At 37.9% G+C, this 25,129-nt stretch carries 21 protein-coding genes; 19 read left to right on the plus strand and 2 right to left on the minus strand.

Translation table 11 applies throughout. The annotated features are described in order from the left end of the window. Positions 1 to 231: 231 nt before the first annotated feature. From FUA48_RS15510 to FUA48_RS15555, 10 genes are all read left to right on the plus strand, one after another. Positions 232 to 2,457 carry an NADP-dependent isocitrate dehydrogenase gene (locus tag FUA48_RS15510; RefSeq protein ID WP_147584368.1) on the plus strand — a complete coding sequence of 742 codons (2,226 nt, stop codon included), beginning with the start codon at positions 232 to 234 and terminating at the stop codon, positions 2,455 to 2,457. A 217-nt stretch (positions 2,458 to 2,674) separates the two neighbouring features. Beyond that, positions 2,675 to 5,056: a TonB-dependent receptor gene (locus FUA48_RS15515; RefSeq protein WP_147584369.1), complete on the plus strand. Its 2,382-nt coding sequence runs from the start codon at positions 2,675 to 2,677 to the stop codon at positions 5,054 to 5,056. A 9-nt stretch (positions 5,057 to 5,065) separates the two neighbouring features. Next, positions 5,066 to 5,890, plus strand: a complete 825-nt coding sequence (locus FUA48_RS15520; protein ID WP_147584370.1) for a DUF4249 domain-containing protein — start codon at positions 5,066 to 5,068, stop codon at positions 5,888 to 5,890. A 42-nt stretch (positions 5,891 to 5,932) separates the two neighbouring features. Beyond that, positions 5,933 to 6,754, plus strand: coding sequence for a DUF4249 domain-containing protein (locus FUA48_RS15525; RefSeq protein ID WP_147584371.1), 822 nt, complete (start codon positions 5,933 to 5,935; stop codon positions 6,752 to 6,754). A gap of 44 nt (positions 6,755 to 6,798) precedes the next feature. Then, positions 6,799 to 7,461: a thiamine diphosphokinase gene (locus FUA48_RS15530; RefSeq protein WP_147584372.1), complete on the plus strand. Its 663-nt coding sequence runs from the start codon at positions 6,799 to 6,801 to the stop codon at positions 7,459 to 7,461. A gap of 118 nt (positions 7,462 to 7,579) precedes the next feature. Then, positions 7,580 to 9,568, plus strand: a complete 1,989-nt coding sequence (gene uvrB / locus FUA48_RS15535) for an excinuclease ABC subunit UvrB (protein ID WP_147584373.1) — start codon at positions 7,580 to 7,582, stop codon at positions 9,566 to 9,568. A gap of 45 nt (positions 9,569 to 9,613) precedes the next feature. Then, the gene (locus tag FUA48_RS15540; RefSeq protein ID WP_147584374.1) at positions 9,614 to 10,153 is read left to right on the plus strand and encodes a P-loop NTPase family protein; all 540 of its coding nucleotides are present in this window, start codon (positions 9,614 to 9,616) and stop codon (positions 10,151 to 10,153) included. A gap of 15 nt (positions 10,154 to 10,168) precedes the next feature. Continuing rightward, positions 10,169 to 11,581, plus strand: a complete 1,413-nt coding sequence (locus FUA48_RS15545; protein ID WP_147584375.1) for an AAA family ATPase — start codon at positions 10,169 to 10,171, stop codon at positions 11,579 to 11,581. Positions 11,582 to 11,642: 61 nt separating this feature from the next. Further along, complete coding sequence (locus FUA48_RS15550; RefSeq protein ID WP_147584376.1) at positions 11,643 to 13,529, plus strand: mechanosensitive ion channel family protein; 1,887 nt, start codon at positions 11,643 to 11,645, stop codon at positions 13,527 to 13,529. Positions 13,530 to 13,535: 6 nt separating this feature from the next. Continuing rightward, entirely contained in the window at positions 13,536 to 14,363 is an 828-nt protein-coding gene (locus tag FUA48_RS15555) for a mechanosensitive ion channel family protein (RefSeq protein ID WP_147584377.1), read from the plus strand. On the opposite strand, the gene FUA48_RS15560 is transcribed toward FUA48_RS15555, so the two are convergent. Further along, positions 14,360 to 14,761 (minus strand): excinuclease ABC subunit B, encoded by a 402-nt coding sequence (locus tag FUA48_RS15560; RefSeq protein WP_147584378.1) that lies wholly within the window; start codon positions 14,759 to 14,761, stop codon positions 14,360 to 14,362. The genes FUA48_RS15555 and FUA48_RS15560 overlap by 4 nt on opposite strands. 93 nt (positions 14,762 to 14,854) lie before the next feature. On the opposite strand from FUA48_RS15560, the gene FUA48_RS15565 reads away from it, so the two are divergent. The 4 genes from FUA48_RS15565 (at position 14,855) to FUA48_RS15580 (ending at position 19,411) form a co-directional block, all read left to right on the plus strand. Then, positions 14,855 to 15,616, plus strand: coding sequence for an alpha/beta hydrolase (locus FUA48_RS15565; protein ID WP_240732494.1), 762 nt, complete (start codon positions 14,855 to 14,857; stop codon positions 15,614 to 15,616). A gap of 54 nt (positions 15,617 to 15,670) precedes the next feature. Further along, the gene (locus tag FUA48_RS15570; protein WP_147584380.1) at positions 15,671 to 16,123 is read left to right on the plus strand and encodes a DUF1456 family protein; all 453 of its coding nucleotides are present in this window, start codon (positions 15,671 to 15,673) and stop codon (positions 16,121 to 16,123) included. Between the two features lie 188 nt (positions 16,124 to 16,311). After that, complete coding sequence (locus FUA48_RS15575) at positions 16,312 to 18,495, plus strand: bifunctional alpha,alpha-trehalose-phosphate synthase (UDP-forming)/trehalose-phosphatase (protein WP_147584381.1); 2,184 nt, start codon at positions 16,312 to 16,314, stop codon at positions 18,493 to 18,495. A 91-nt stretch (positions 18,496 to 18,586) separates the two neighbouring features. Continuing rightward, positions 18,587 to 19,411, plus strand: coding sequence for an alpha/beta hydrolase (locus tag FUA48_RS15580; RefSeq protein ID WP_147584382.1), 825 nt, complete (start codon positions 18,587 to 18,589; stop codon positions 19,409 to 19,411). Positions 19,412 to 19,483: 72 nt separating this feature from the next. Here FUA48_RS15580 and sucC read toward each other — a convergent pair whose 3' ends face one another. Continuing rightward, the gene (gene sucC, locus FUA48_RS15585; protein WP_147584383.1) at positions 19,484 to 20,677 is read right to left on the minus strand and encodes an ADP-forming succinate--CoA ligase subunit beta; all 1,194 of its coding nucleotides are present in this window, start codon (positions 20,675 to 20,677) and stop codon (positions 19,484 to 19,486) included. Positions 20,678 to 20,825: 148 nt separating this feature from the next. Between sucC and FUA48_RS15590 the strand changes: the two genes are divergently transcribed. From FUA48_RS15590 to FUA48_RS15610, 5 genes are all read left to right on the plus strand, one after another. Further along, positions 20,826 to 21,266 carry a hypothetical protein gene (locus tag FUA48_RS15590; RefSeq protein WP_147584384.1) on the plus strand — a complete coding sequence of 147 codons (441 nt, stop codon included), beginning with the start codon at positions 20,826 to 20,828 and terminating at the stop codon, positions 21,264 to 21,266. A 257-nt stretch (positions 21,267 to 21,523) separates the two neighbouring features. Then, on the plus strand, positions 21,524 to 22,750 hold the full coding sequence (lysA, locus tag FUA48_RS15595; RefSeq protein WP_147584385.1) for a diaminopimelate decarboxylase: 1,227 nt from the start codon (positions 21,524 to 21,526) through the stop codon (positions 22,748 to 22,750). Between the two features lie 101 nt (positions 22,751 to 22,851). Further along, positions 22,852 to 23,229 (plus strand): hypothetical protein, encoded by a 378-nt coding sequence (locus FUA48_RS15600; protein WP_147584386.1) that lies wholly within the window; start codon positions 22,852 to 22,854, stop codon positions 23,227 to 23,229. Between the two features lie 84 nt (positions 23,230 to 23,313). Further along, positions 23,314 to 24,183 (plus strand): HAEPLYID family protein, encoded by an 870-nt coding sequence (locus FUA48_RS15605; protein WP_394349175.1) that lies wholly within the window; start codon positions 23,314 to 23,316, stop codon positions 24,181 to 24,183. Between the two features lie 127 nt (positions 24,184 to 24,310). Continuing rightward, the gene (locus tag FUA48_RS15610) at positions 24,311 to 24,931 is read left to right on the plus strand and encodes a DUF523 domain-containing protein (RefSeq protein WP_147584387.1); all 621 of its coding nucleotides are present in this window, start codon (positions 24,311 to 24,313) and stop codon (positions 24,929 to 24,931) included. Positions 24,932 to 25,129: the final 198 nt, after the last annotated feature.

The raw sequence follows: 25,129 nt of genomic DNA on the forward strand, positions 1-25,129 counted from the left end.
TTATTGAGGATTCCTAAATTACTACAACGTTTTTTTAAAGAATTACCAATAAGGTTTTTATTTAGATTTTGCTATATTTGCAAGCCTGCTTTTTAGGGATACTACTTGGGCTACCTCCATTTACTACAGCCCTTATAAGCACAGCACACAAACAAAAATACAACTCATTAATAATTACACCTGCTGGCTTCATGATGTGTGGCCGGAAGGGCCTTTAAAAACGTAAAAGAAATGTCAAAAACATCCAGGATTATTTACACAATAACCGATGAAGCCCCTATGCTGGCTACCCATTCTTTTCTTCCAATTGTACAGTCGTTTGCTGCTCCTGCCGGAATCCAGCTTGAAACAAGAGACATCTCACTTGCAGGAAGAATACTTGCAAACTTCCCTGAAAACCTTAGTGCAGATCAAAAAATAGGTGATGCGTTAAGCGAACTTGGTGAACTTGCTAAAACCCCTGAAGCTAACATTATAAAGTTACCAAACATATCTGCTTCTGTTCCTCAGCTTAAAGCTGCTATAAAAGAACTAAAAGCACAGGGATACGATGTTCCTGAATATCCGGAAGAGCCTAAAAACGATGCTGAGAAAGAAATCAAGGCTCGTTATTCTAAAGTATTAGGTTCTGCAGTTAACCCGGTTTTACGCGAAGGTAACTCAGACCGTAGAGCTCCTAAAGCGGTTAAGAACTACGCTAAAGCTCACCCTCACTCAATGGGTGCATGGTCTTCTAACTCTAAAACACATGTTGCAAGTATGAGTGAAGGCGATTTTTATGGTAGTGAGAAATCGGTTACCGTAAAAGATGCTACTGATGTAAGAATTGAATTCACAGCTAACGACGGTACTACTACAGTACTTAAGCAAAGTACTCCGCTAAAGGCAGGAGAAATAATAGACAGCTCTGCACTTAACCTAACAAAGCTTAAAGCTTTTGTTTCTGAGCAGATAGAAGTTGCTAAACAACAGGGTGTTTTATTCTCTGTTCACCTTAAGGCTACCATGATGAAGGTTTCAGACCCTATTATCTTTGGTGCTATTGTAGAGGTATTCTTTAAAGATGTATTTACTAAATATGCAGCCCTATTCAGCGAGCTTGGTGTAGATACAAGAAACGGATTAGGTGATGTTTATGCTAAAATTGCAGGTACTCCTCAGGAAGCAGAAGTTAAAGCTGCTATCGAGGCAGTATACCAAAACGGTCCTGCTATTGCAATGGTAAACTCTGATCAGGGTATTACTAACCTACACATTCCTTCTGACGTTATTGTAGATGCTTCTATGCCGGCTATGATCCGTACATCCGGACAAATGTGGAATGCTGCAGGTAAGCAACAGGATACTTTAGCTATTATCCCCGACAGAAGTTACTCTGGCATATATACAGCTACAATAGAAGACTGTAAGGCAAACGGTGCTTTTAACCCTGCAACTATGGGTAGCGTGCCTAACGTAGGGCTTATGGCTCAAAAAGCAGAAGAATACGGATCTCACGATAAAACATTCCAACTAAATGCAAACGGTGTTGTTAAGGTTACAGACAACAATAACGGTACTGTATATATGGAGCAGAATGTTGAGGCTGGTGACATCTTCAGAATGTGTCAGACTAAGGATGCTCCTATCCAGGACTGGGTTAAACTTGCCGTAAACCGTGCAAGATTATCTGCAACTCCTGCTGTATTCTGGTTAGATGAAAACAGAGCTCACGACGTTCAGATTATCGAAAAGGTAAAAACGTATCTAAAAGACCACGATACTAACGGTCTTGAAATCCATATCATGAACCCTATCGAGGCCACTAAATTCTCTTTAGAAAGAATAAGAAAAGGCCTTGACACTATATCTGTAACAGGTAACGTATTACGTGATTATCTTACAGACTTATTCCCAATCCTTGAACTTGGTACATCTGCAAAAATGCTTTCTATCGTTCCGTTAATGAATGGTGGTGGTTTATTTGAAACAGGTGCGGGAGGTTCTGCCCCTAAACACGTTCAGCAGTTTGTGGAAGAAGGTTACCTTCGTTGGGACTCTCTTGGTGAGTTCCTTGCTTTAGGTGTTTCTTTTGAGCACTTAGGTCAAACTCAGGACAATGCTAAAGCTATCGTACTTTCTGAAGCTTTAGATGCTGCTAACGAGAAGTTCCTTGAAAACGATAAGTCTCCGGCACGTAAAGTAGGACAAATTGATAACCGTGGTTCTCATTTCTACCTTGCTTTATACTGGGCTCAGGCACTTGCTGCTCAAAATAAGGATGCAGAACTTAAAGCTAAATTCTCTCCGATTGCAGAAGAGCTTACAGCTAACGAAGCTAAAATTAACGACGAATTAATTGGAGCTCAGGGCAAACCACAGGAAATAGGCGGTTACTACCACCCTGATTTTGGTAAAACTGATAAAGCTATGAGGCCAAGCGAAACGCTTAACAGCATATTAGCTAAACTGGCTTAATAACAAACAATCATAATTTAAAAGCTGCCTTTTCAGGCAGCTTTTTTTATGTACTGAAATTGTGACAATCACGCAAAAAAAAGTAGGAAATCGATTAAAAAACCATCAATTATGTAACACAACACAATTTAATTCGTCTATACGACGTTACGATACCGGAAAGTTATGCTTTCCAAAGAATTTGCTAAGAAAACTAATCACTTCAATCAATCAACAAATGAACACTTTTAAACAAAGGTGCCTCCCGGCATTCTTTCTATTGTTCTTTACAGCTGTTGCCTTTTCTCAGGAAAAGTTTACCCTAAGTGGTACAATATCAGACAACAGCAGTAATGAAACTCTCATCGGAGCAAACGTTTACATTAAGGAAACCGAAACCGTAGCCGCTACAAACCAGTACGGATTTTTTTCCATCTCGCTTCCGGCAGGAACCTACACGGTAGAGATAAGCTATGTAAGCTTTGGCACGATTACCGAAACCATTACCCTTAACCAAAATGTAAGGAAAAATTTTCAACTCTCTTCATCCAGTGAAGAGTTGCAGGAGGTAGTTATTACTGCTAATCAGCAAAAAGCAAACATCCGCACACCAGAGATGAGCGTTAATAAACTATCGGTGCAGGAAATTAAAAAAATGCCTGTAGTAATGGGTGAGGTCGATGTACTTAAATCCATCCTTACACTTCCCGGGGTTACCAATGCGGGAGAAGGAGCTTCAGGTTTTAACGTACGCGGTGGTGCTGCCGATCAAAACCTTATCCTCTTGGATGAGGCTACCATATTCAACTCCTCTCACCTTTTCGGTTTCTTCTCAGTTTTTAATGCCGACGCTATTAAGGACCTTAAGCTTTATAAAGGCGGTATCCCGGCACGATATGGCGGACGTTTATCTTCAGTACTTGACATTTACCAGAAAGAGGGTAACAGCAACGAATTTCACATGACAGGAGGTATTGGTGCCATTTCAAGCCGAATTCTGGCTGAAGGCCCTATAGTAAAAGAAAGAGGTTCATTCCTTATAGGAGGCCGCGCTTCTTATGCACACCTTTTCATGAAACTGGCAGGAGAAGAAAACAGCGCCTATTTTTATGACCTTAATACTAAACTAAGCTACAAGCTTAACGATAACAACAACCTTTACTTATCGGGGTATTTTGGGCGTGACTTATTAGAAATAAGCGACAGCTTTAATAACATATATGGTAACGCAGTGGTAAACCTTCGCTGGAACCACCTTTTCAGCGAGAAGCTGTTTGCTAACATGTCTTTAATCTATAGCGATTACTACTATGGTTTGGAGCTTGATTTTGTTGGTCTAAACTGGGATTCGGGTATTAAAAACTACAACTTCAAGTACGACCTTAAACATTACCTGTCAGATAAATTCAAATTAAACTACGGGCTTAATACTATCTATTATGACTTTAATCCCGGTACAATTGAACCAAGCGGTGAAGACTCTGATATAAACCCTGACCAGCTGGATAAAAAATATGCTTTTGAACCTGCTATATATATAGATGCAGAACAACAGCTTACAGAAAACCTTACCGTTAGCTATGGTCTTCGTTACAGTATGTTCTACAGGCTTGGTGCTCAGGATATGAATATTTATGCCAACAATCAGGCTGTTGTTTTTAACGACGATTTAAAAATCTATGAAAAAGCCACTCCTATAGATACTAAACATTATGGCAGCGGTGATGTTATAGCCGACTTCAATAATCTTGAACCTCGTGTAGGTATCGCTTATAAATTAAACGATGAGCAGTCGGTTAAGGCATCCTATAACAGGATGGCACAATACCTTCACCTTATAACCAATACCTCATCACCTACTCCGTTAGATGTTTGGGCTCCAAGTGATGATTACTTAAAACCGCAAACACTTGACCAGTATGCTGTAGGATACTTCAGAAACTTTAAAGACGCTGCTTACAGCCTTGAAACAGAAGTATACTATAAAAAGATAAAAAACAGGCTTGACTATATTGACGGAGCCAACCTTATTGCAAACGATGCTATCGAACAGGTTGTACTACCGGGTAAGGCAAGATCTTACGGACTTGAAGTATTGTTTAGAAAAAATACAGGTAAGCTAACAGGATGGATATCTTACACTTTATCCCGTACTGAACAGCAAACACCGGGCAGAACTCCAAATGAGCTGGGAATTAATAATGGCGACTGGTATTTTGCCGGATATGACAAGACACACAACCTTTCTGTTACCGGAAGTTATGAACTTAACCCTAAATGGTCGTTTGGTGCGATATTCGCCCTACAGTCGGGTCAGGCAGTAACCTACCCTAACGGATATTACCAGTACGGAGATGTTGTAGTACCTAGTTTTGGCGCAAGAAACATGGACAGAAACCCTGCTTACCATCACCTGGATGTATCGGCAACTTACACTCCTAAACCTGAAAAGAAAAAAGGATGGCAGGGAGAATGGGTATTTAGTATTTATAACCTTTACAATAGGATGAATGCAGCTTCTATCACGTTCAGGCAAAATGAAGATACAGGAGCCAATGAGGCTGTAAGGCTTTCTATTTTTGGTGTTATACCAAGTGTTACGTATAACTTTAAATTTTAAGGAATCGTCATGAAAAATATAAAATTCATATTAGCAATAGTAACCATAGCCTTCTTCACTAGCTGTGAAGAGGTAGTTGATGTAGATCTTGAAACTGCACCACCACGCCTTGTTGTTGATGCTTCTCTTGACTGGGTTAAGGGTACCGATGGTAGCGAACAAACTATAAGACTAACCACTACAGCAGGATATTATGAGCCTGAAGTACCTGTTGTATCAGGTGCTACGGTATTTGTAACCAATTCAGCAGGAACAATATTCGATTTTGTTGAAAATCCGGGTACAGGACTTTATAACTGTATTAATTTTGAGCCTGTAATTGGTGAGAATTATATACTTACAGTAATTTCAGGGGGACAAACCTTTAAAGCTACAGAAACACTTTATGCCTGCCCTGATATTACTGAGATTGTACAGAACAACGAAGGAGGTTTTCTTGGTGACGCAGTGGAGGTACGATTCTTTTTCCAGGATAACGGAGAGGAAGACAACTGGTACCTGAGCCGTTTTGATGCTCCGGTTATTCCCTACCCTGACTATGATGCCATAGAAGACCGTTTTAATCAGGGGAATGAAATATTTAACTTTTTTAGTGATGAAGATCTGGAACCGGGTCAGGTTGTAAATATAAGTCTTCATAGTAGCTCTGAAAGGTATTATAACTATATGAGACAGCTAATCGAAATTGCCGAAGGGGGTGCGGGTAGTGGTCCGTTTCAGGTACCGCCGTCTACTGTAAGAGGTAATTTGGTTAATCAAAATGATATTAATAATTATGCTTTGGGGTACTTTCGTGTAACTCAGGCTGTAAAAACTGATTACACCATTCAATAATAGCATAGTTTTTGCGTTAGTTTTTTCAGCAAACCTTTCTGAATGAGAAAACTATACACTTTATTACTCGTCTTCACAAGCCTGTTTTTTACAGCTTGTGAAGACGTTGTTGATTTAGACCTGCCCACAGCTCCTCCCCGATTGGTTGTAGAAGCCTCTTTTAACTGGATGAAAACATTTACCGGACATTATCAGGAAGTGCGCTTAACCACAACAGCAGGATTTTATGATACAGAGGTTCCTAAAGTTAGCGGAGCTACCGTATATGTTACCAACAGCAAAAATGATGTCTTTGAATTCAGTGAAGATAAATCTGGGTTTCAGGGTATATACGCGTGCATTAATTTTAATCCTGAAATTGGAGAAACATACACTTTGTTTATAGAACTTAACGGGGAAACATTTACGGCTACCGAAACACTGATGCCCGTTCCTCAGCTTGAGGAAGTGATTCTAACTAATGAAGGTTTTGACCCTAACGATATGTCCTTAAAAGCTTACTTTCAGGACCCTCCCGAAACCAACTACTATCTCAGGGAAATAGGCCGTGAAGGATACAGCGGCGGCGTGGCTATTTTTGATGATCGTTTTGTAAACGGTAACTATACTTATACCATAACCATATTTGATGACCTGAAACCGGGAGACGAAATTACAACTTTCCTTTACGGAATTTCTTCAAGACACTTTGATTATATGTCTAAGATATTAAGTATTGTAGACGAAGAAAATGTTACTAATCCGTTTAGAACACCTTCAATAAATGTTAGGGGCAATATTGTAAACCAAACAAATCCTGACAATTATGCCCTTGGCTATTTCAGACTTAGCGAGGGTTCTTATATAACATATACCGTAGAATAGCATTATACTGTAAAGTTTGTATTTTTGCAGCCTAAATTAAAAGTATGTCATCACACCATATTGTAAGGGACGACCAGGAACCGGCTTTAATTATTGCTAACGGCGCTGCCTGCTCACGAGAGTTAACAGATCAGTTGCTGGAATGGTCTCCACTTGTAATTGTACTGGATAATGCCATAGAACGCGTTATGGAACTTGGCATTAAGATAGATGTGCTTTTAGGTGATTTTGATGGCGGTCTTGATATAGAAAAATACAAAGACCTACAGTATCCGCTTGAGGTTGTTTACAGTCCGGATCAGGAAAAGACCGATCTTGAAAAAGCCTTTGATTACCTTATTGAGCGTAAAATACCTGCTGTAAATGTAATTTGGGCTACCGGTAAACGTGCCGATCATACCATTACCAACATTACCAATATAGTACGCTACCGTAACCTCATCAAAATAGTTATACTGGACGACCATTCTAAAATTTTCCTGTTACACCAAAAGTTTGAGAAATGGTATCCTGCCAACACCCCTATCTCATTAATTCCTATAGGTAAAGTATCGGGTATAAGTACACAAAACCTAAAGTACCCTCTAACTGACGAGGAACTAACTATAGGCTACCGTACAGGCAGCAGCAATACTACCGTAAATGATGGTATTGTAACCATAGAATATAAGAAAGGTGACCTGCTTATGATGGAGTGTTTTGATTAATTTCATGTAGCTTGTTGATACGTTAATTTGTTTATTTGATTACCCCAAACCGAATAACCATATAAACAAATAACCAAAAATCTATTTCACTATCTTTGTGGAAAGCAAGGAAAAAGAAATGAAATTCAAGGTAGTATCAGACTATAAGCCTATGGGCGATCAGCCCGAAGCAATAAAACAACTCAGTAACGGATTAAAATCGGGGGAACGTTTTCAAACTCTGTTAGGGGTTACCGGTTCGGGTAAAACTTTTACCATGGCAAACGTTGTGGAAGAGGTACAAAAACCTACCCTTGTACTGGCACATAACAAAACGCTGGCGGCACAGCTGTATAGCGAGTTTAAGCAGTTTTTCCCTAACAATGCGGTTGAATACTTTGTGTCTTACTACGACTACTACCAACCCGAAGCTTATATACCCGTAACGGGAACATATATAGAAAAAGACCTTTCCATAAACGAGGAACTGGAAAAAATGCGTTTAAGCACTACCTCTTCCCTACTTTCGGGAAGGCGCGACGTACTTGTGGTTGCTTCGGTTTCCTGCCTGTATGGTATAGGTAACCCTGTTGAGTTTCAAAAGAACGTAATCTCTATAGAGCGCGATCAGGTTATATCAAGAACTAAACTTTTACACAGGTTGGTACAGAGCCTTTATTCCCGTACCGAAGCTGAATTTACCCCAGGTACTTTCCGTATTAAGGGGGATACGGTAGAGATTTTCCCTAGTTATGCTGATGATCCTTTCCGAGTACATTTCTTTGGGGATGAGATTGAAGAAATTGAAGCTTTTGATGCCAAAACAGCTCTTGTAATAGAAAAATACGACCGTCTTAATATTTATCCTGCCAATATGTTTGTAACCTCTCCCGACGTGCTTCAGGGTGCTATATGGGAAATACAGCAGGATTTGGTAAAACAGGTAGATTACTTTAAGGAAATAGGCAAGCACCTAGAAGCTAAACGCCTTGAGGAGCGTACCAATTTTGACCTTGAGATGATTCGTGAACTTGGTTACTGTTCAGGTATCGAGAACTATTCCCGTTATCTTGACCGAAGGTTACCGGGCACAAGGCCTTTCTGCCTTCTGGATTATTTCCCTGATGATTTTCTTATGGTGATTGACGAAAGCCACGTAACGGTTTCTCAGGTACACGCCATGTATGGTGGTGACCGTTCCCGTAAAGAAAATCTTGTGGAATACGGCTTTAGGCTGCCTGCGGCGATGGATAACCGTCCGCTTAAGTTTGAGGAGTTTGAAGCGCTGCAAAATCAGGTAGTCTATGTAAGTGCCACTCCTGCCGATTATGAGCTTCAAAAAAGTGGCGGTGTATATGTGGAACAGGTTATACGTCCTACTGGGCTATTAGACCCTATAATTGAAGTTCGCCCAAGCCTTAACCAAATAGACGATCTTATAGAAGAGATACAACAACGTGTAGAGGCCGACGAACGCGTACTGGTTACTACACTAACCAAACGTATGGCCGAAGAACTTGCCAAATACCTGACCAAGGTATCTATTCGATGCCGTTATATCCACTCGGAAGTGGATACACTGGAGCGTGTGGAGATCATGCAGGATTTACGTAAAGGCCTGTTTGATGTACTTATTGGGGTTAACCTTTTAAGGGAAGGGCTTGACCTGCCGGAAGTATCGCTTGTGGCTATACTGGATGCCGATAAGGAGGGCTTTTTAAGAAGTACGCGTTCACTGGTACAAACTGTAGGGCGTGCTGCCCGTAACGTAAACGGTAAGGCAATTATGTATGCTGATAAGATAACCGACAGTATGCAACGTACCATAGATGAAACCAACTACCGCCGCGAAAAGCAAATGAACTTTAATACGGCACACGGACTGGAACCTAAAGCGCTTAATAAGAAAATTGAAAGTTCGCTTACCAAGAGCCCTATCTCGTCATACCATTATGACAATACTCCTAAAATGGCTGCCGAGCCTGATACCACTTATATGGCTAAAGGCGAAATTGAAAAGATTATACGTGAAAAACGTAAGGCTATGGAAAAAGCCGCTAAAGATCTTGACTTTATGCAGGCTGCCAAGCTAAGGGATGAAATTAAGGTATTGCAGGAGAAGATATAAGTATTTTTTGTATTTTGTGATAATAATCACCTTACAAAAAATAACATGAGAATAAAAGAATTACATTTAGATAATAAAGATGTTGAACAGTTCGGTTTAAAGGATTTTAAATCTTCGAAATTTAGCTCTGTAATTGCTTTAGTTGGTAAAAACGGATCGGGTAAATCGCGATATCTAAAAGCCATTGAAAATAAGATAAAAAATTACGATATAACATCTGAATTAAATAAAAAATTTGATTATTTATCAAGTGATTTAGATGAAATACAAAGTCATTACACTAATCATTATAATGTTTATTTAGCTTATCAAGAGCTACAAGAAGCAAAAAAAAGTAAAAATGTTACTAAAATAAGTGATAAAGCAAATCTTTTTACGATTGCATGTAATAAATTGCCTCGGGGATTAAGACCTACAGAAAAAACAATTAGTGAAAGAATCGATAAAATAAACAAAGAAATCACTCAACATCTGAAAATAATAAATCCCTCTGATTTAAGACGGCTTCAAAAAAGTTTTGATAATACAAACAAAAAAAAAGTTTTATTTCAAGATATAATTGACTCAGTAATTGAGATAGGATAAATCAATGAATTCCAAATGATTAATGAAAGTTCTTTGACCTTTCTAGAAAAGCTTCCACATAGACTTGTATTGGATAAACTTGAATGTCAGGGAGACGAAAAAAAATTTAAAAGCCGTGTATCCTATAAAAGATTTACATTATTAAAAGATCTTATCAAAGAATTTTTGGGAAAAGAAATTCTTTGGCACTATAAAAATTCTGATATAGATGAGCACGATGACCATGTTTCTATAAAAGCTAGAGGATATTGGACTATAAATAATCGAACTTTCAACTATCAAGACTTTTCAGATGGGGAGAAGGTTCTTTTTTCATATGCCATATTATTATTCCTACTGAATCTTAATCCAAAAATTAAATTTAAAGAATCAATAATCATAATTGATGAGCCTGAACTTAACCTACATCCAAAAGCTCAAATAAAATTAATCCAAAGTTTAGAAAATTTAGTTAAAGAAAGAGGTCAACTTATTATTGCTACCCATTCATTATCTATTATTGCTACCTTAGATTATGGTTCAATTTTCTTGGTAAAAGATGATGAGTTATTAACTCCATCATCTTCTGTTCCTTTCAATGCAGTTGATGAATTAATGGGTTTTGAAGAACATTATAATAAGATTGTGGAATTTCTAGTTTCAACACCTTCTTGGGCAATGACAAATTTTATGGCTCAATGTTTTAAAGACCCAGAAGTATTTGAATCAGCAAATAAAAATGATCCTCAATTAGATGTTTTTAAACAACTAATTTTAAAAAAGAAAGAATTAAGGATTTTGGATTTTGGTTCTGGTTTAGGAAGACTATTAAAATGTATTAAAGAAGACAACGAAACTTGGAGTAGAATAAAAAATTATGATTGTTTTGATATTAATAAGGATTATAATCAAACTGTACTTGAACAAGGAGCTAACGCCATTTTTAATGAAATAGATAATGTCCCTAAAAATTTCTATGATATTATTGTTTTAGTTAATGTATTACATGAGATACATATTCAATATTGGGAGGATACTTTAAATAAATTAAAATTAGCCTTAAGCTCAAATGGTCATTTAGTCATTATTGAAGACTTTGAGTTACCTATAGGTGAGTTACCTAATGATTTAGGATTTCTTCTTTTGGAAAAAGATGAACTTAAAATTTTACTTGGCAAGAATGTCACTTTCATATCTCCAAATAATGATCGTTATAAAAATCGCATAATTGGCAGTATAATTTCATCTGAAAACATGAATACAATAGACAAAAAGCTCATAATCAAAACTATGGAAAGTTTGAAAGAAAATGCTTTAAATGCTATTCAAGACTACAGAAATATGCAAGAAAAAAAACTTAACATAGGAAGACTGTATGCTTTAAAATCAAACTCTTATGTTAATAGCCAATTAGCTATAAATTATTTAAATGAGCAAAAATCAGGCTAATCATATTCCTTTTAAAAATCAAAAAAATCCCTATATTTATGTGTTGTAACACAGGATGAGGATGAAAAAACTTTACAGCTTACTCTTTGCGCTAATTATCTTTACATTATCGCAAAACATTTATGCCCAAAAAGACAGCATTGCAAAAGCAACTGATTCTGTTAATGCGGTTACCCTTGAGGCATATAATATTAAGCTGGCTCAAATTGAGCAGCAGCGTTTAAAAGACTCCATTAAGAAGTCTGAACTGGAACAACAGCTGCAATCTCTTAAAACTACCGACAACCTTAAGAAAGAAGAACTCCAAAAGGAACTGGAAGAGCTTGAAAACCGTGAAGCGACCAGGCTTGCTGCTAAAAGGGAACAGATAGACAAACTGCGTTCTAAAATAAAAGGCAGTCCGGTTAGGGGCTTTTTTAACGATACCCTGTTCAATATTTACAGTAAGTTGGGCAGCTTCTCCGCTGCCGAAAGGGCTCAGGCCATAACAAGGCGCATAGAAGAACTTGGCGACAATATACTGTTTGAACCCGATTCACTAAAAACATCAAACAACGAAACAACAGCCGATTTAGTTTACCACGACAGGATAATTGTAAGTGTATCTGAAAATGATGCCATTTGGAACAATACCTCAAAAGAGCTGCTTGCAAAAACATATCAGAAGATTATTACTGATGAGATTACTGCCTATAAAAATGAAACCAGTTTCAAGACTCTCGCTAAAGAAGTTGCATTGGCACTTTTGGTTATAGGCTTACTGGTACTCTTAATATACCTTTCAGGAAAACTATTCCACTGGACTGCTGAAAAAATAAAACAGCAGAAAGACAAAAGGATACATGGTATTAAAATTAAATCCTACGAGCTTTTTGATGCCGACAGGCAGGTTAACCTTCTGCTATTGGTAAATAAACTGGTTAAGTGGCTGTTTATATTATTACTTATTTACATAGCCTTACCTGTATTATTTGGTATTTTCCCTTGGACACAAAACTTTGCCGAAACGTTATTTGGTTATATACTAAGTCCGGTTAAAAAAGTTGCTTTCGGCTTATGGGGTTACCTCCCTAACCTTATTACAATTATTGTACTGATAATCATATTCAGGTACATCCTTAAATTTGCGCGATTCCTTAAAAATGAGATTGCAAGAGGCAACCTGCATATAGATGGTTTTTACCCCGACTGGGCTAACCCTACTTACCAGATTGTTCGTGTACTTATACTCGCATTCTTACTGATAGTTATTTTCCCTTACTTACCGGGAAGCGACTCTGCCGTATTTAAAGGCGTATCGGTTTTCTTAGGATTTCTTTTCACTTTTGGGTCTATGGGCTCGTTGTCTAATATCATAGCAGGAATCGTACTTACCTATATGCGTCTGTTCAAGATTAACGACCGCGTAAAAATTGGTGATGTCGTGGGCGATGTTATAGAGAAATCGCTGCTGGTAACACGTATACGTACCACTAAAAATGAAATTATATCCATACCAAACTCTACGGTTATGAGCAGCCATACTATTAATTACAGTAGCGACACCGTGAGCAATGGCCTTATATTACACACTACGGTAACCATTGGGTATGATGTACCGTGGAAAGACATACAACAGGCACTTATTGAAGCTGCCGACAGGACGGAATTCCTGCTTAAAGACCCTAAGCCTTTTGTACTGCAAACCAGCCTTGAGGACTTTTATGTAGCCTACCAGATTAATGCCTATACCAAGGAAGCCAACAAACAGGCGGGTATATATAGCGAACTTCATAAAAATATACAGGATTGCTGTAATGAAATGGGAATAGAAATATTATCTCCTCATTACAGGGCTGCACGCGACGGTAATATGACCACTATTCCGGCAGATTATCTGGATAAGGACTATAAAGCACCTTCGTTTAATGTGAAAATGGATAAAGACAACAACGAACCTAAAGCATAATACACCATGTGGGAACAAATTAAAGAGTTGCTTAATGAAACGCTTATAACCATTGGCAAAACCCAGTTAAAAGTAAGCTCTGTTATTACACTTATCCTGTTTTGGGTAGTGGTAACCTTTATTTTAAAAATAATTAAAAAGAGTATTTACCGTATACACAGTTTTGATGATGCTAAAAAGTACTCCATTTTTACATTGGTTAAATACATACTGCTGGTAATTGCTGTAGTATTATCAATGGAAATAGTAGGCTTTAACCTTTCGGTACTGCTGGCCGGATCCGCTGCCTTATTAGTAGGTTTAGGTTTAGGTATCCAAAATCTGTTTAGCGATTACATATCGGGTATAGTAATATTGGTAGACTCCGCAGTAAAAATGGGAGATGTTATAGAGGTTAATAACATTGTAGGAACGGTAGAGGAAATAAGATTAAGAACCACCACAGTACTTACCCGTGACGATAAGTATATTATTATACCTAACTCAGACCTTACCCGTAACGAACTTATTAACTGGACACATAACGCGTTAGCTTCCCGTTTTGAGGTAACTGTGGGTGTAGATTACTCATCGGATGTTGAACTGGTAACAAACCTTTTAAAAGAAGCTGCTGCCGAAGAACCGGGAGTACTACAAAAACCCGCTCCGTTTGTACGTTTCAATAATTTTGGAGATTCATCGTTGGACTTCTCGGTTTACTTTTGGGTAGAAGACGTATTTAGAGTAGAAAATGCCAAAAGCCAGATGCGCTACCGCATTTTAGATAAATTCAGGAAGAATGGAGTTTCAATACCATTCCCGCAAAGAGTGCTGCATACAGCGACTGGAAATTAATTATGCTGTGCCCTGAAAAGCGCCAGCAATACATCAGGATCAATAAGTCCGGTTGGAGATTTCTGCATTTCCTGCAACACACTTCTCATGGCAAAAGGACTAAGCCCCATATTAACACCCATTTCACGTATGGCAACCTGCTCATTATCATGCAATATACCATCTGCATGCATTAAAAGTGCCAGACGGTAAAACTGTAGTATACGCTGATGTTCGGATTTAATAACCACCTTTTTAGCCTCATGTACAAAAAGACTTTCAAAAACACTTTTTTCAACCTTAAGCTGAGAAGCTACAATAGTCAGAAACTGGTATTCGCGCTCGTGTATCTGCCCGTCTATTCTTGCAAACGCAATCATTTCTGACAATAAGCTTAATTTTTCTTCATATGTGCTCATGAAAGTGGTATTTTTAGCTAATATATTGTTTTTACTGCAAAACTTTTAATTATGGTTCGCAATTTTTTGTTAATCGTCCTATCTTTATGGTATATGACTGCTAAATCTCAAGAACATACTTCTTCACAAAACGTATCATCATTTACCATACAGGCACCACAACTTGGCGGTGAAAGAAAAATATGGGTATACCTGCCTTTTAATTATAATGAAACCCATAAAAAGTTTCCTGTAATATATATGCATGACGGTCAAAACCTGTTTGACAGCTTTACAGCCTTTGCAGGAGAATGGCGCATTGATGAAGTGTTGGACAGTCTAAAAGCTGAGTCTATAGTAATAGGAATAGAAAACGGAGGCGATAAACGGATTAACGAGCTTACCCCCTACACCAACGAAAAATACGGCGGAGGTGATGGTGATAAATACCTTGATTTTTTGGTAAACACCCTTAAGCCTTACGTAGATGAAAATTACCATACACTTACCGACAGGAACAATACAACTATTTTTGGCAGCTCGCTTGGAGGATTAATATCCTTTTATGCCATACTTAAGTATCCAAAAGTGTTTGGTAAGGCAGGTGTATTCTCCCCTTCATTTTGGTTTAGTGAAGATATGTATGACCTTCTACATAATACCGAGACTATAGATGCCAGGATATATTTTATGGCCGGTGACCATGAAAGCAGCGAAACCATTACCGATTTAGAGCGAATGGAAGAACTGGTAAAGTATAAGATAAAGGACAAAAAACAGTTTCTTAAAAAGGTTGTACACAACGGCAGGCATAATGAAACGCTTTGGACTAACGAGTTTAAAGAAGCTTATTTATGGCTTACTGATAATGATTGAGTGTAAAAAGATTGTTATATCAACACATTGCCATACCTTTGCAAAAAATAAGATATGAATAATAACGATGTATTTAAAAAATTAAGGGTAGCACTTCAGCTTCGTGATGACCAGATTGTAGAGATTATGGAACTGGTAGACTTTAGGGTATCTAAAGCTGAATTGGGAGCTTTTTTCCGTAACGCCGACCATCCAAACTATATGGATTGTGGCGACCAGGTGCTTCGTAATTTTTTAAACGGACTTATTATTCACCTTCGAGGCACTAAGGAAGAGCCTAAAAACCCACAGGAAGTACTGGCTAAAAACAAAACTGCAGTTAAAAATAATAAAAAGAGTTTCTCTACCACTAAACAGGATAAACCGAAGACTGACAGACCTAAAAGCAATAAACCTAAAGCTACTAAAGCAGACGATAAAAAGCCCGCTAAGAACTTTAAGGCTAAAAAACCGGCTCCTGTTGTTGAGAAGTTTAAGTTTAAATCTGGCAAGAAGTCGGATTCATAATTCATGCTTTAATTCTGAGTGAGGATTCCGTAATTATTTTCTTTCATTTTATCAATCCCGTAAAAGTTTAATAAATATATGTTAAGTAACATTATATTAAACCTTTAAGAGGATATCGTTTTGTAAATTTGGATGAATCGCCTGCATGGCAGGACTTTACTTCCATCAGGCAAAACGCCATCTATATAATGAAAATAATTACTGTATCATACAGGTTGCCTGTATCTATTAAAAGGCAAAAGGAGAATGTAAAAATTACACAAAGTGCCGGAGGGCTTGCCACTGCCATACTTTCTTATTCTGAAAAGAGCAAAAAAAACCTTACGTGGGTTGGTGTAGCCGATTTTGACGAAGAGCTTTGGGAAAACAACAAAGATAACTACGATAGGAACTTTGATATTGAACCCGTTTATCTTGAAAAAAGACTGAACAGGAATTTCTATAATGTATTCAGTAACTCTGTATTATGGTCATTGTTTCACTATTTCCCTTCATATATAGAGTATAATCACGAAGGATTTGAAGCCTATAAGACAGCTAATGAAATTGTTGCCGAAAAGGTAAACAGTATTTATAAACCCGGAGATATCGTTTGGATACATGATTACCATTTTATGGGACTGGCCAAAATAATAAGGGAGAAGCATCCTGAGGCAAAAATTGGCTATTTCCTTCACATACCTTTCCCTAATTTTGAAATATTCAGGGTATTGCCAAACAAAGTAAGGCGCTATCTGCTAGAAGGCGTATTGGGCAGTAACTTAGTCGGTTTCCATACTTGGGACAATGCCATTCATTTTACAGAATGTGTCGAGAAAATGCTGGGCCATTCACACAAGAATTTTATCTTCAGCCAGGAAACACACCGCACAAGAGTAGGATCCTTCCCTATCAGTATCGATTTTGATAAGTTCAATGATGCTTATGATAAGCCTGAGGTAATAAAGCTGCGAGAGGAGATTAAGCACTTATATGAAGACAAAAAAATAATCTTTTCGGTAGATAGATTAGACTATACAAAAGGGATAACCAACAGGCTTAATGCCTTTGAGACCTTTTTAAAGAATTATCCCGAATGGAAAGAAAAGGTTGTATTTCTGCTGGTTATTGTACCTTCCCGTGAAGAGATTACCAAATACGGAGAGCGTAAAAAAATGATTGAACTCAATATAGCCCGCATAAACGGTACCTTGGGTAATTATAAATGGTCGCCTGTGGTGTATCAGTACCAGTCGGTCGATTTTGATAAACTAATAGCATTATACACAAGTGCCGATGCAGCTCTTATATCTCCTGTAAGAGACGGAATGAACCTTGTAGCAAAAGAATACATAGCTGCCCGTAAAGATTTAAGGGGAGCACTCATATTAAGTGTAATGGCAGGTGCAGCAAAAGAACTTCAGGAATCGCTTACTATTAATCCTTTTGATGACGAACAGATTGCCCTTAAGCTGAACTACGCCCTTACTATGAGCGAAGAAGAACAGGAACGACGTATAGAAAGAATGCAGCGCTACCTTAAGAAGCATGATGTATTTAGATGGGCTACCGATTTCCTTAACGAGACTGAGGAAATACACAGTAGAGATACAAAACCTGTAGCCCTGGCTGATGAAACAAAAGAAACAGTTCTTGAAAAATTTGATAAGACCAAAAAGAGGCTTATTCTTCTGGATTTTGACGGGACTCTTGTAAACCTGCAGCCAAAGCCCGAAATGGCAGTACCTGACGACAAACTTATAAAACTGCTAAACACACTGGCAAGCGATGAGAAAAATGACGTATGGATAATTAGCGGCAGAAATCATGAATTTTTAGAAGAATGGTTAGGCAAACTCCCTATTGGACTTGTTGCAGAACATGGCGGATATATAAAACGTGATAAATGGGAATCTATAATAAATGGTACGCCGGAATGGAAAGGCCGTGTTATTGAGATAATGCATGATTATGTAGATACTAATGCGGAAAGCTTTGTTGAAATAAAAGAATTTGGCGTTGCATGGCATTACAGGAATGTAGAACAAAGACAGGGTTTCCTAGCTTCGAGGGAATTATTATCACTACTTAAAAACCAGCTTTATAACATGCCTACACAAATTATAGACGGTAATAAGGTTATAGAGGTAAAACACTTTTTGGCACACAAAGGTACCACCTGTAAAAACAATATCCTAAATCCTGATTATGACTTCGTTCTATCTTTCGGTGATGATAAAACTGACGAAGACCTGTTTGAAATGCTTACCGGAACCAATGAACATACCGTTAAGGTGGGTCCGGGTAATACGGCCGCTAAATACAGGGTACAATCGGTAGAGGAAGTATTAAGTTTTTTAGGAGAGCTTACACAGTGTAACGTGTTGAAATAAATATAAAAACATATCTTTTTAAATCCCGGCTATACGTCGGGTTTTTTTATATTTGGGATACCCATCTTTAATAATAATTAATACCAGTTTAATGAAAAAACAGTTTTTTCTTTTTCTGTTTGTCCTTACGGCAACTATCAGTAAGGCACAAACGGAGTATGTAACCCAAACAAACATCCAGTATTATGATCAGGCAACAAATAAGTCGGACGCTTATATAAATGAGCGTTGTGTACTGGACATCTATTACCCTAAAAATACCAAAAACTTTGCTACGATAGTATGGTTTCACGGTGGCGGAATTACACAGGGAAGCAAAGAGATTCCCGAATACCTTAAAAACAAAGGCTTTTGCGTTGTAGGTGTTAACTACAGGCTTAACCCTAACGTAAAAGCACCTGCTTACATAGAAGACAGTGCTGCTGCGGTAGCCTGGGTGTTTAATAACATCAGTAAATATGGTGGTGATACCTCATCCATATTCCTTTCAGGGCATTCTGCCGGAGGATACCTTATCAGTATGGTAGGGCTTGATAAAAAATACCTAGCCAAACATAATATAGATGCTAACAGTATTGCGGGGCTTATACCTTTTAGTGGGCAGTGTATTACTCATTTTACCATAAGACAGGAAAAAGGCATTAAAGATACCCAGCCAATAGTAGACGAATATGCTCCTTTATTTCATGTAAGGGCAGATGCGCCTCCCCTTTTACTTATTACCGGCGACAGGGAAATGGAAATGCTGGGCCGTTATGAAGAAAACGCTTATTTGGCCCGTATGATGAAAATTGCAGGACATAAAGATACCCGCCTGTATGAACTGGAAGGTTACGGACATAACATGACCGAGCCCGCCTTCCCTCTACTGGTTAAGGAAGTAAAAAGGATTATGGAACTTAAAAAGAAGAAATAATCTTATTCTATACAAAACTAAAAAGCCCTCGCTAATGCGAGGGCTTTTTATATATAACCTATTATGATTTTATTAGCTTAAAGCAGCTTTAACCTGATCTGCAGCTTCCTGGAACAGAGTAGCAGAAAGGATTGGCATACCTGAGTTATCGATAAGTTCTTTAGCGATATCTGCATTCGTACCCTGTAAACGTACAATGATAGGCACTTTAATAGAGTCACCCATATTTTTGTAAGCATCTACAACACCCTGAGCAACACGGTCACAACGAACTATACCACCAAAGATGTTAATAAGGATAGCTTTTACGTTTGGATCACGAAGGATAATACGGAAAGCAGTTTCAACACGCTTAGCATCTGCAGTACCACCTACGTCAAGGAAGTTAGCCGGCTCAAAACCTGCATACTTAATAAGGTCCATAGTAGCCATTGCAAGACCTGCACCGTTTACCATACAGCCTACTGTACCGTCAAGATCCACATAGTTAAGACCTACTTCTTTAGCCTCAACCTCAATTGGGTTCTCTTCACGAACGTCACGCATATCTGCATATTTCTTTTGTCTGTAAAGAGCGTTGTCATCAAGAACAACTTTAGCATCTACAGCTAAGATTTTATCGTCAGAAGTTTTTAATACAGGGTTAATTTCAAATAGTGAAGAATCGCTTTGTACATAAGCTGTATAAAGAGAGTCAACAAATTTCACCATTTCTTTAAAAGCATTACCAGACAGGCCAAGGTTAAATGCAATCCTTCTTGCCTGGAAGCCCTGTAAACCTACTGCAGGATCAATTTCTTCAGTAAAGATAAGGTGAGGAGTTTTTTCTGCAACCTCTTCGATATCCATACCACCTTCAGTAGAATACATAATCATGTTACGGCCTTTACTTCTGTTTAATAAAACAGACATATAGAACTCAGAAACTTCACTTTCACCAGGGTAGTAAACATCCTCAGCGATAAGTACTTTGTGAACTTTTTTACCTGTTGGAGGAGTTTGAGGCGTTATAAGATCCATACCTATAATCTGCTCTGCAATCTCTTCAACCTGCTGAAGGTTTTTTGCAAGCTTAACACCACCACCTTTACCGCGGCCACCTGCGTGTATCTGTGCTTTTACCACATACCACTGTGTGCCGGTCTCGGCAGTTAATTCTTTAGCGGCAGCAACAGCCTCCACAGCATTGTTAGCAACAATACCGCGCTGTACACGTACGCCGTGACTTGCCAGTATTTCTTTTCCCTGATATTCGTGTAAATTCATAATTAATGCATTTATCTTATTAAAAGTGGAACAAAAATAGAAAATTCAATCCAATGACCGAAAGTATTTTTAATTTTTTATCCTACTCTTAATACAGCCGTACGCAACCGTTTTCTGGTTTAAGCATCTTAGTATAAAAACCATAACTATGAAAACTTTAAAATTACTGCTTTTATTACTGTACATCCCTGTTGCCTTTAGCTGCAATAATGATGACGACAACAACCAACCTTCAAATCAGGAGTTTACAGGAACATGGAAACTTATAAATGTAAGTGGGGGATTTGGCGGAGTTGACCACGACTTTGAAGAAGGTATTATTACATGGACATTTAATTCGCAAAACGAAACAATTGTTGTTGTAAATAATAACCCTGCCGATGTTTACGACGGACTTGGCACAGGCGAATACACTTACGATTTTGTTCCTAATGACATAACTACTATCTGTGCAGAATCATTTGAAACACAGGGGCCGGGTGATGCAGAAACAACATCTAATTTTGGTTGTATGACCATAACAGGCGACAACATGACACTGTCTATGGCTGAAGCCGATGGTTTCTTACTTACATTTAAAAAAAATTAATTTGAGCGGTTAACATAAATCGTATTACATTTTAATTGTTACCCAGTTCCGGGCAAAACCTAAGGCCGTTATTCGTCACTGCAGCCAAAGGAATAGCCCGGTTTTTTTGTTTCCCTGAGTTATTTAAATCGTTGTAGTTATAAATTTTAGTTATATTTATAACTTTTTGTTATATTTTGTTAATATACTTTATTTAATTGTCTGGTATATAATTCATAAATAATTTTGTACCCGAAACAAGTATATCAAATAAAAGAATGGAAGCAAAAGAATTATTAAAATTAGCCGAAGAATTTGGAAGCCCTTTATATGTTTATGATGCGGCTAAAATTCAATCACAATACTACCGACTTGAAAATGCTTTTTCAAAGGTAAAAAATTTAAGAATAAACTACGCTTGTAAGGCGCTGTCAAACATATCAATACTAAAACTGCTTAAACAAATGGGCTCCGGCCTGGATACCGTTTCCATACAGGAAGTGCAACTCGGTATATTGGCCGGCTTTACGCCCGAAAGTATCATCTATACACCAAACGGTGTATCTATGGAAGAAATTGAAGAAGTAGCGGCACTTGGTGTACAAATTAATATAGACAATCTATCAATACTGGAGCAGTTTGGTGCAAAGCACCCTACTACCCCTGTATGTATCCGCATAAATCCACATGTTATGGCGGGCGGCAATAGTAATATTTCCGTGGGGCATATAGACAGCAAATTCGGTATTTCTATCCATCAGATGCCACATTTGTTGCGAATAGTGGAAAATACCGGAATGCACATCAACGGTATCCATATGCATACTGGGTCGGACATACTGGATATCGAAGTGTTCCTTTATGCTGCCGAGATATTATTTAAAGCCGCCCTAAATTTTAAAGAGCTGGAGTTTGTTGACTTTGGAAGCGGATTTAAAGTACCTTATAAAAAAGACGACATCCAGACCAATGTTGAGGAACTGGGTAAAAAACTAAGTAAAAGATTTAATGCTTTTTGTGAAGAATACGGGCGCGACCTTACCCTTGCTTTTGAGCCGGGTAAATTCCTTGTAAGTGAGGCAGGTTACTTCCTTGCAAAAGTAAATGTGGTTAAACAAACTACATCCACGGTATTTGCAGGTATAGACACAGGTTTTAACCACCTTATCCGCCCTATGTTCTATGGTTCTCACCATCATATAGAAAACATAAGCAACCCCAAAGGAAAAGACCGTTTCTACTCGGTTGTAGGGTACATTTGCGAGACCGACACTTTTGCCAGCAACAGAAAAATTGCTGAAATAAACGAAGGAGATATCCTGTGTTTCAGAAATTCGGGTGCGTACTGTTTCTCTATGTCATCAAACTACAACTCAAGGGTACGCCCTGCAGAAGTACTTTGGTATCAAGGCAAAGGACACTTAATAAGACAAAGAGAAACCTTTGAAGATATAATCCGTAACCAGGTTGTTATGGATTTTATAGACGAACCGATTACGGTTTAGTTAGGTTATATATACTTGTTATTGTTTCAGGGCCGGAGCTATGCTTCGGCTTTCCTGTTTATTTAACATGGCTGTTTAACCTATTATGATATATTTGCAAAATGCACAGCACATTTAAAAACAGTATTTTTATTAAGTATGTATGGGGATTTATGTCCTTATACATACTAAACTGCTGTATAGATGTACCCGGTGCCGCTAACACTCACGAAGACCTTACCATAAATAAACAGGAGAGCTTACTGGAGCTTATTATAGAAAAACTACTTGGTTTTGATAATGCTGTTGCCGAATATGATGACAATGATACCGACAGTAACTCGGTAAAAAAGATAAGCTTTGATTTTTTTGTGAGTCAACCCTGTGCACTATCAAAAAAACAAAACCACATTTTTATAAAAAGGGAAAGTGATACTGCTAAAGAACAGGACATACAAACTCCCTTTTTTGAGATTACCTCCCCTCCTCCGGAAGTTTAATTTATTACATCATACAAAATTACACCTACCTTATGTCAAACGGCATGAGGCATAGGTTTTTGTCTAATTGCTAATAAATTAAAAATGAATACTTTTTTAAAGGCAGGATCAGCTGCCTTACTTACCTGTTTGGGAATGCTTAACGGTTTTGCCCAAATTAATGATGAAATTCCTAATAATGTAGCCGACAGCCTTTATATAGCAGAGGTACAGGATTATGCACAACCCGTTAAAGTACTCCATGCAGAACCTTTGTATATTGACCTGATAAGGGATCTTGGTGCCCGTAAAGGAGAAAAGGAATGGAACGTGGGTATGGGACTAACCGACAAAAACACTCACGACGAATATATCGCCCTTGTAGAGTATGAATGGGCTCCGGTAAACCGATTGGGACTTGAAGTGGAGCTTCCTTTTTCGTTTTACTATCCTGTAAACGGTAATACAAATGCTCCGGGAAGTAAATTAAACAGTCTTAAAATGGCTGCACAATATTCTTTCTTCGTTTCAGAAAAACTCAAAACATCTTTGGCTATTGGTTACATACAGGAATTTGAACTTACCGATTTTAATCAGTATAGCAGCTCTCCGCTGTTTACAGGTAATGTTTATAATCCGTTTTTTATTGCGGCAAAACGCTGGGGTCAAAATTTCCATACGTTACTCTATACAGGCCCGCAGGTGTTTCATCATTTTGAGGATAACAATACCCATACCGTTTGGCAAATCAATACAAATGTGCATTACATGATACCCGGTACGCGGAATTTTATCGGTATCGAATTTAATAAGGAAGCCCAAAAACATGATTTTGACATGACCATAAGGCCTCAAATGCGTGTAGGTATTACAGATAATATTCTTATAGGTATTGTAACCGGTATTCCTATAAATCGTGAAAATGAAAGATTCAGCACTTTTTTAAGGCTTATATATGAGCCCGGACACAACTAAATTGTTTGGTTAATTTGTTTTATTGTGTTCAAGCCGGAGCTGTATAGCTTCGGCTTTTATTTTGCTGTAATTTACCTACATAAAAACAACTTAATTCATTATATTTGAATTAATTAACCACTATACCATGACAGATCTAAACTATATAAAATCCCTAAGAGTTCCTACAATCGAAAATCCGCTTCGCATACTTATGAGTGCGTGCCTTAAAGGTATAAAATGCGGTTATGACGGTACTGCAAATGGGGAATATCCAAGTGCTTTAAAAGTACTGCAATATGACACCGTAAAAGTATCTTCCTTTTGTCCGGAAGAATACTCTTTTGGTTCTCCGCGTGAAATGTGTGATATACATGGTGGCACAGGAATGGATGTACTTAACGGTAAAGCAAAAGTACTCACCGATAGTGGAAAAGACTGGAGCGAAGGAATGATTAAAGCTTCAGAAAAAATGCTCGAAATAGCCAAAGCCGAAGATATAGAACTTGCCATATTAATGGATGTAAGTGCTGCCTGCGGTAGCCAGGTTATTTATGATGGTAACCGCTTTGCCGAAAATAAAATATACCAGATAGGTATGGGAGTTTGTGCTGCCCAGCTTATGCGAAACGGATTTAAAGTTATAAGTCAGCGGGATTATGCCAGCCTTGAGATAGTATATTCTAAAATTGACTCAGCCCATACAATCAAAACTGATGCAAAAGACCATCACGGAATTGACTGGTATAAAGAGTACTTTAATGTTTAAGTATAATAACTGTTTATCACTTCCTATATAAAAAATCTTTAAATGTTAAACCCGGGCAGCAGGTTTAAAAGTTCCTTACATTTGCCTTGTTTTACAATTATTTAAAGTTAAATTCCGTTTTCCTTAAAGTTTAAATAACACTGCGCGTAAACCCTGTGTTGGCGCAGTTGCGTAAATTTGGCGGATTCCTTTTTACTA

The sequence above is a fragment of the Flavobacterium alkalisoli genome (genome assembly GCF_008000935.1).
GTDB classification, from domain to species: domain Bacteria; phylum Bacteroidota; class Bacteroidia; order Flavobacteriales; family Flavobacteriaceae; genus Flavobacterium; species Flavobacterium alkalisoli.

What these genes read in the sequence shown, in the direction of transcription:
- FUA48_RS15520 (WP_147584370.1), top strand. Translation starts at nt 5,066, where the DNA reads ATGAAAAATATAAAATTCATATTAGCAATAGTAACCATAGCCTTCTTC.
- FUA48_RS15570 (WP_147584380.1), top strand. Translation starts at nt 15,671, where the DNA reads ATGAATAATAACGATGTATTTAAAAAATTAAGGGTAGCACTTCAGCTT.
- FUA48_RS15545 (WP_147584375.1), top strand. Translation starts at nt 10,169, where the DNA reads ATGATTAATGAAAGTTCTTTGACCTTTCTAGAAAAGCTTCCACATAGA.
- FUA48_RS15560 (WP_147584378.1), bottom strand. Translation starts at nt 14,761, where the DNA reads ATGAGCACATATGAAGAAAAATTAAGCTTATTGTCAGAAATGATTGCG.
- FUA48_RS15580 (WP_147584382.1), top strand. Translation starts at nt 18,587, where the DNA reads ATGAAAAAACAGTTTTTTCTTTTTCTGTTTGTCCTTACGGCAACTATC.
- FUA48_RS15565 (WP_240732494.1), top strand. Translation starts at nt 14,855, where the DNA reads ATGACTGCTAAATCTCAAGAACATACTTCTTCACAAAACGTATCATCA.
- FUA48_RS15540 (WP_147584374.1), top strand. Translation starts at nt 9,614, where the DNA reads ATGAGAATAAAAGAATTACATTTAGATAATAAAGATGTTGAACAGTTC.
- FUA48_RS15590 (WP_147584384.1), top strand. Translation starts at nt 20,826, where the DNA reads ATGAAAACTTTAAAATTACTGCTTTTATTACTGTACATCCCTGTTGCC.
- FUA48_RS15525 (WP_147584371.1), top strand. Translation starts at nt 5,933, where the DNA reads ATGAGAAAACTATACACTTTATTACTCGTCTTCACAAGCCTGTTTTTT.
- sucC (WP_147584383.1), bottom strand. Translation starts at nt 20,677, where the DNA reads ATGAATTTACACGAATATCAGGGAAAAGAAATACTGGCAAGTCACGGC.
- FUA48_RS15515 (WP_147584369.1), top strand. Translation starts at nt 2,675, where the DNA reads ATGAACACTTTTAAACAAAGGTGCCTCCCGGCATTCTTTCTATTGTTC.
- FUA48_RS15605 (WP_394349175.1), top strand. Translation starts at nt 23,314, where the DNA reads ATGAATACTTTTTTAAAGGCAGGATCAGCTGCCTTACTTACCTGTTTG.
- FUA48_RS15530 (WP_147584372.1), top strand. Translation starts at nt 6,799, where the DNA reads ATGTCATCACACCATATTGTAAGGGACGACCAGGAACCGGCTTTAATT.
- FUA48_RS15510 (WP_147584368.1), top strand. Translation starts at nt 232, where the DNA reads ATGTCAAAAACATCCAGGATTATTTACACAATAACCGATGAAGCCCCT.
- FUA48_RS15555 (WP_147584377.1), top strand. Translation starts at nt 13,536, where the DNA reads ATGTGGGAACAAATTAAAGAGTTGCTTAATGAAACGCTTATAACCATT.
- FUA48_RS15550 (WP_147584376.1), top strand. Translation starts at nt 11,643, where the DNA reads ATGAAAAAACTTTACAGCTTACTCTTTGCGCTAATTATCTTTACATTA.
- lysA (WP_147584385.1), top strand. Translation starts at nt 21,524, where the DNA reads ATGGAAGCAAAAGAATTATTAAAATTAGCCGAAGAATTTGGAAGCCCT.
- FUA48_RS15610 (WP_147584387.1), top strand. Translation starts at nt 24,311, where the DNA reads ATGACAGATCTAAACTATATAAAATCCCTAAGAGTTCCTACAATCGAA.
- FUA48_RS15575 (WP_147584381.1), top strand. Translation starts at nt 16,312, where the DNA reads ATGAAAATAATTACTGTATCATACAGGTTGCCTGTATCTATTAAAAGG.
- FUA48_RS15600 (WP_147584386.1), top strand. Translation starts at nt 22,852, where the DNA reads ATGCACAGCACATTTAAAAACAGTATTTTTATTAAGTATGTATGGGGA.
- uvrB (WP_147584373.1), top strand. Translation starts at nt 7,580, where the DNA reads ATGAAATTCAAGGTAGTATCAGACTATAAGCCTATGGGCGATCAGCCC.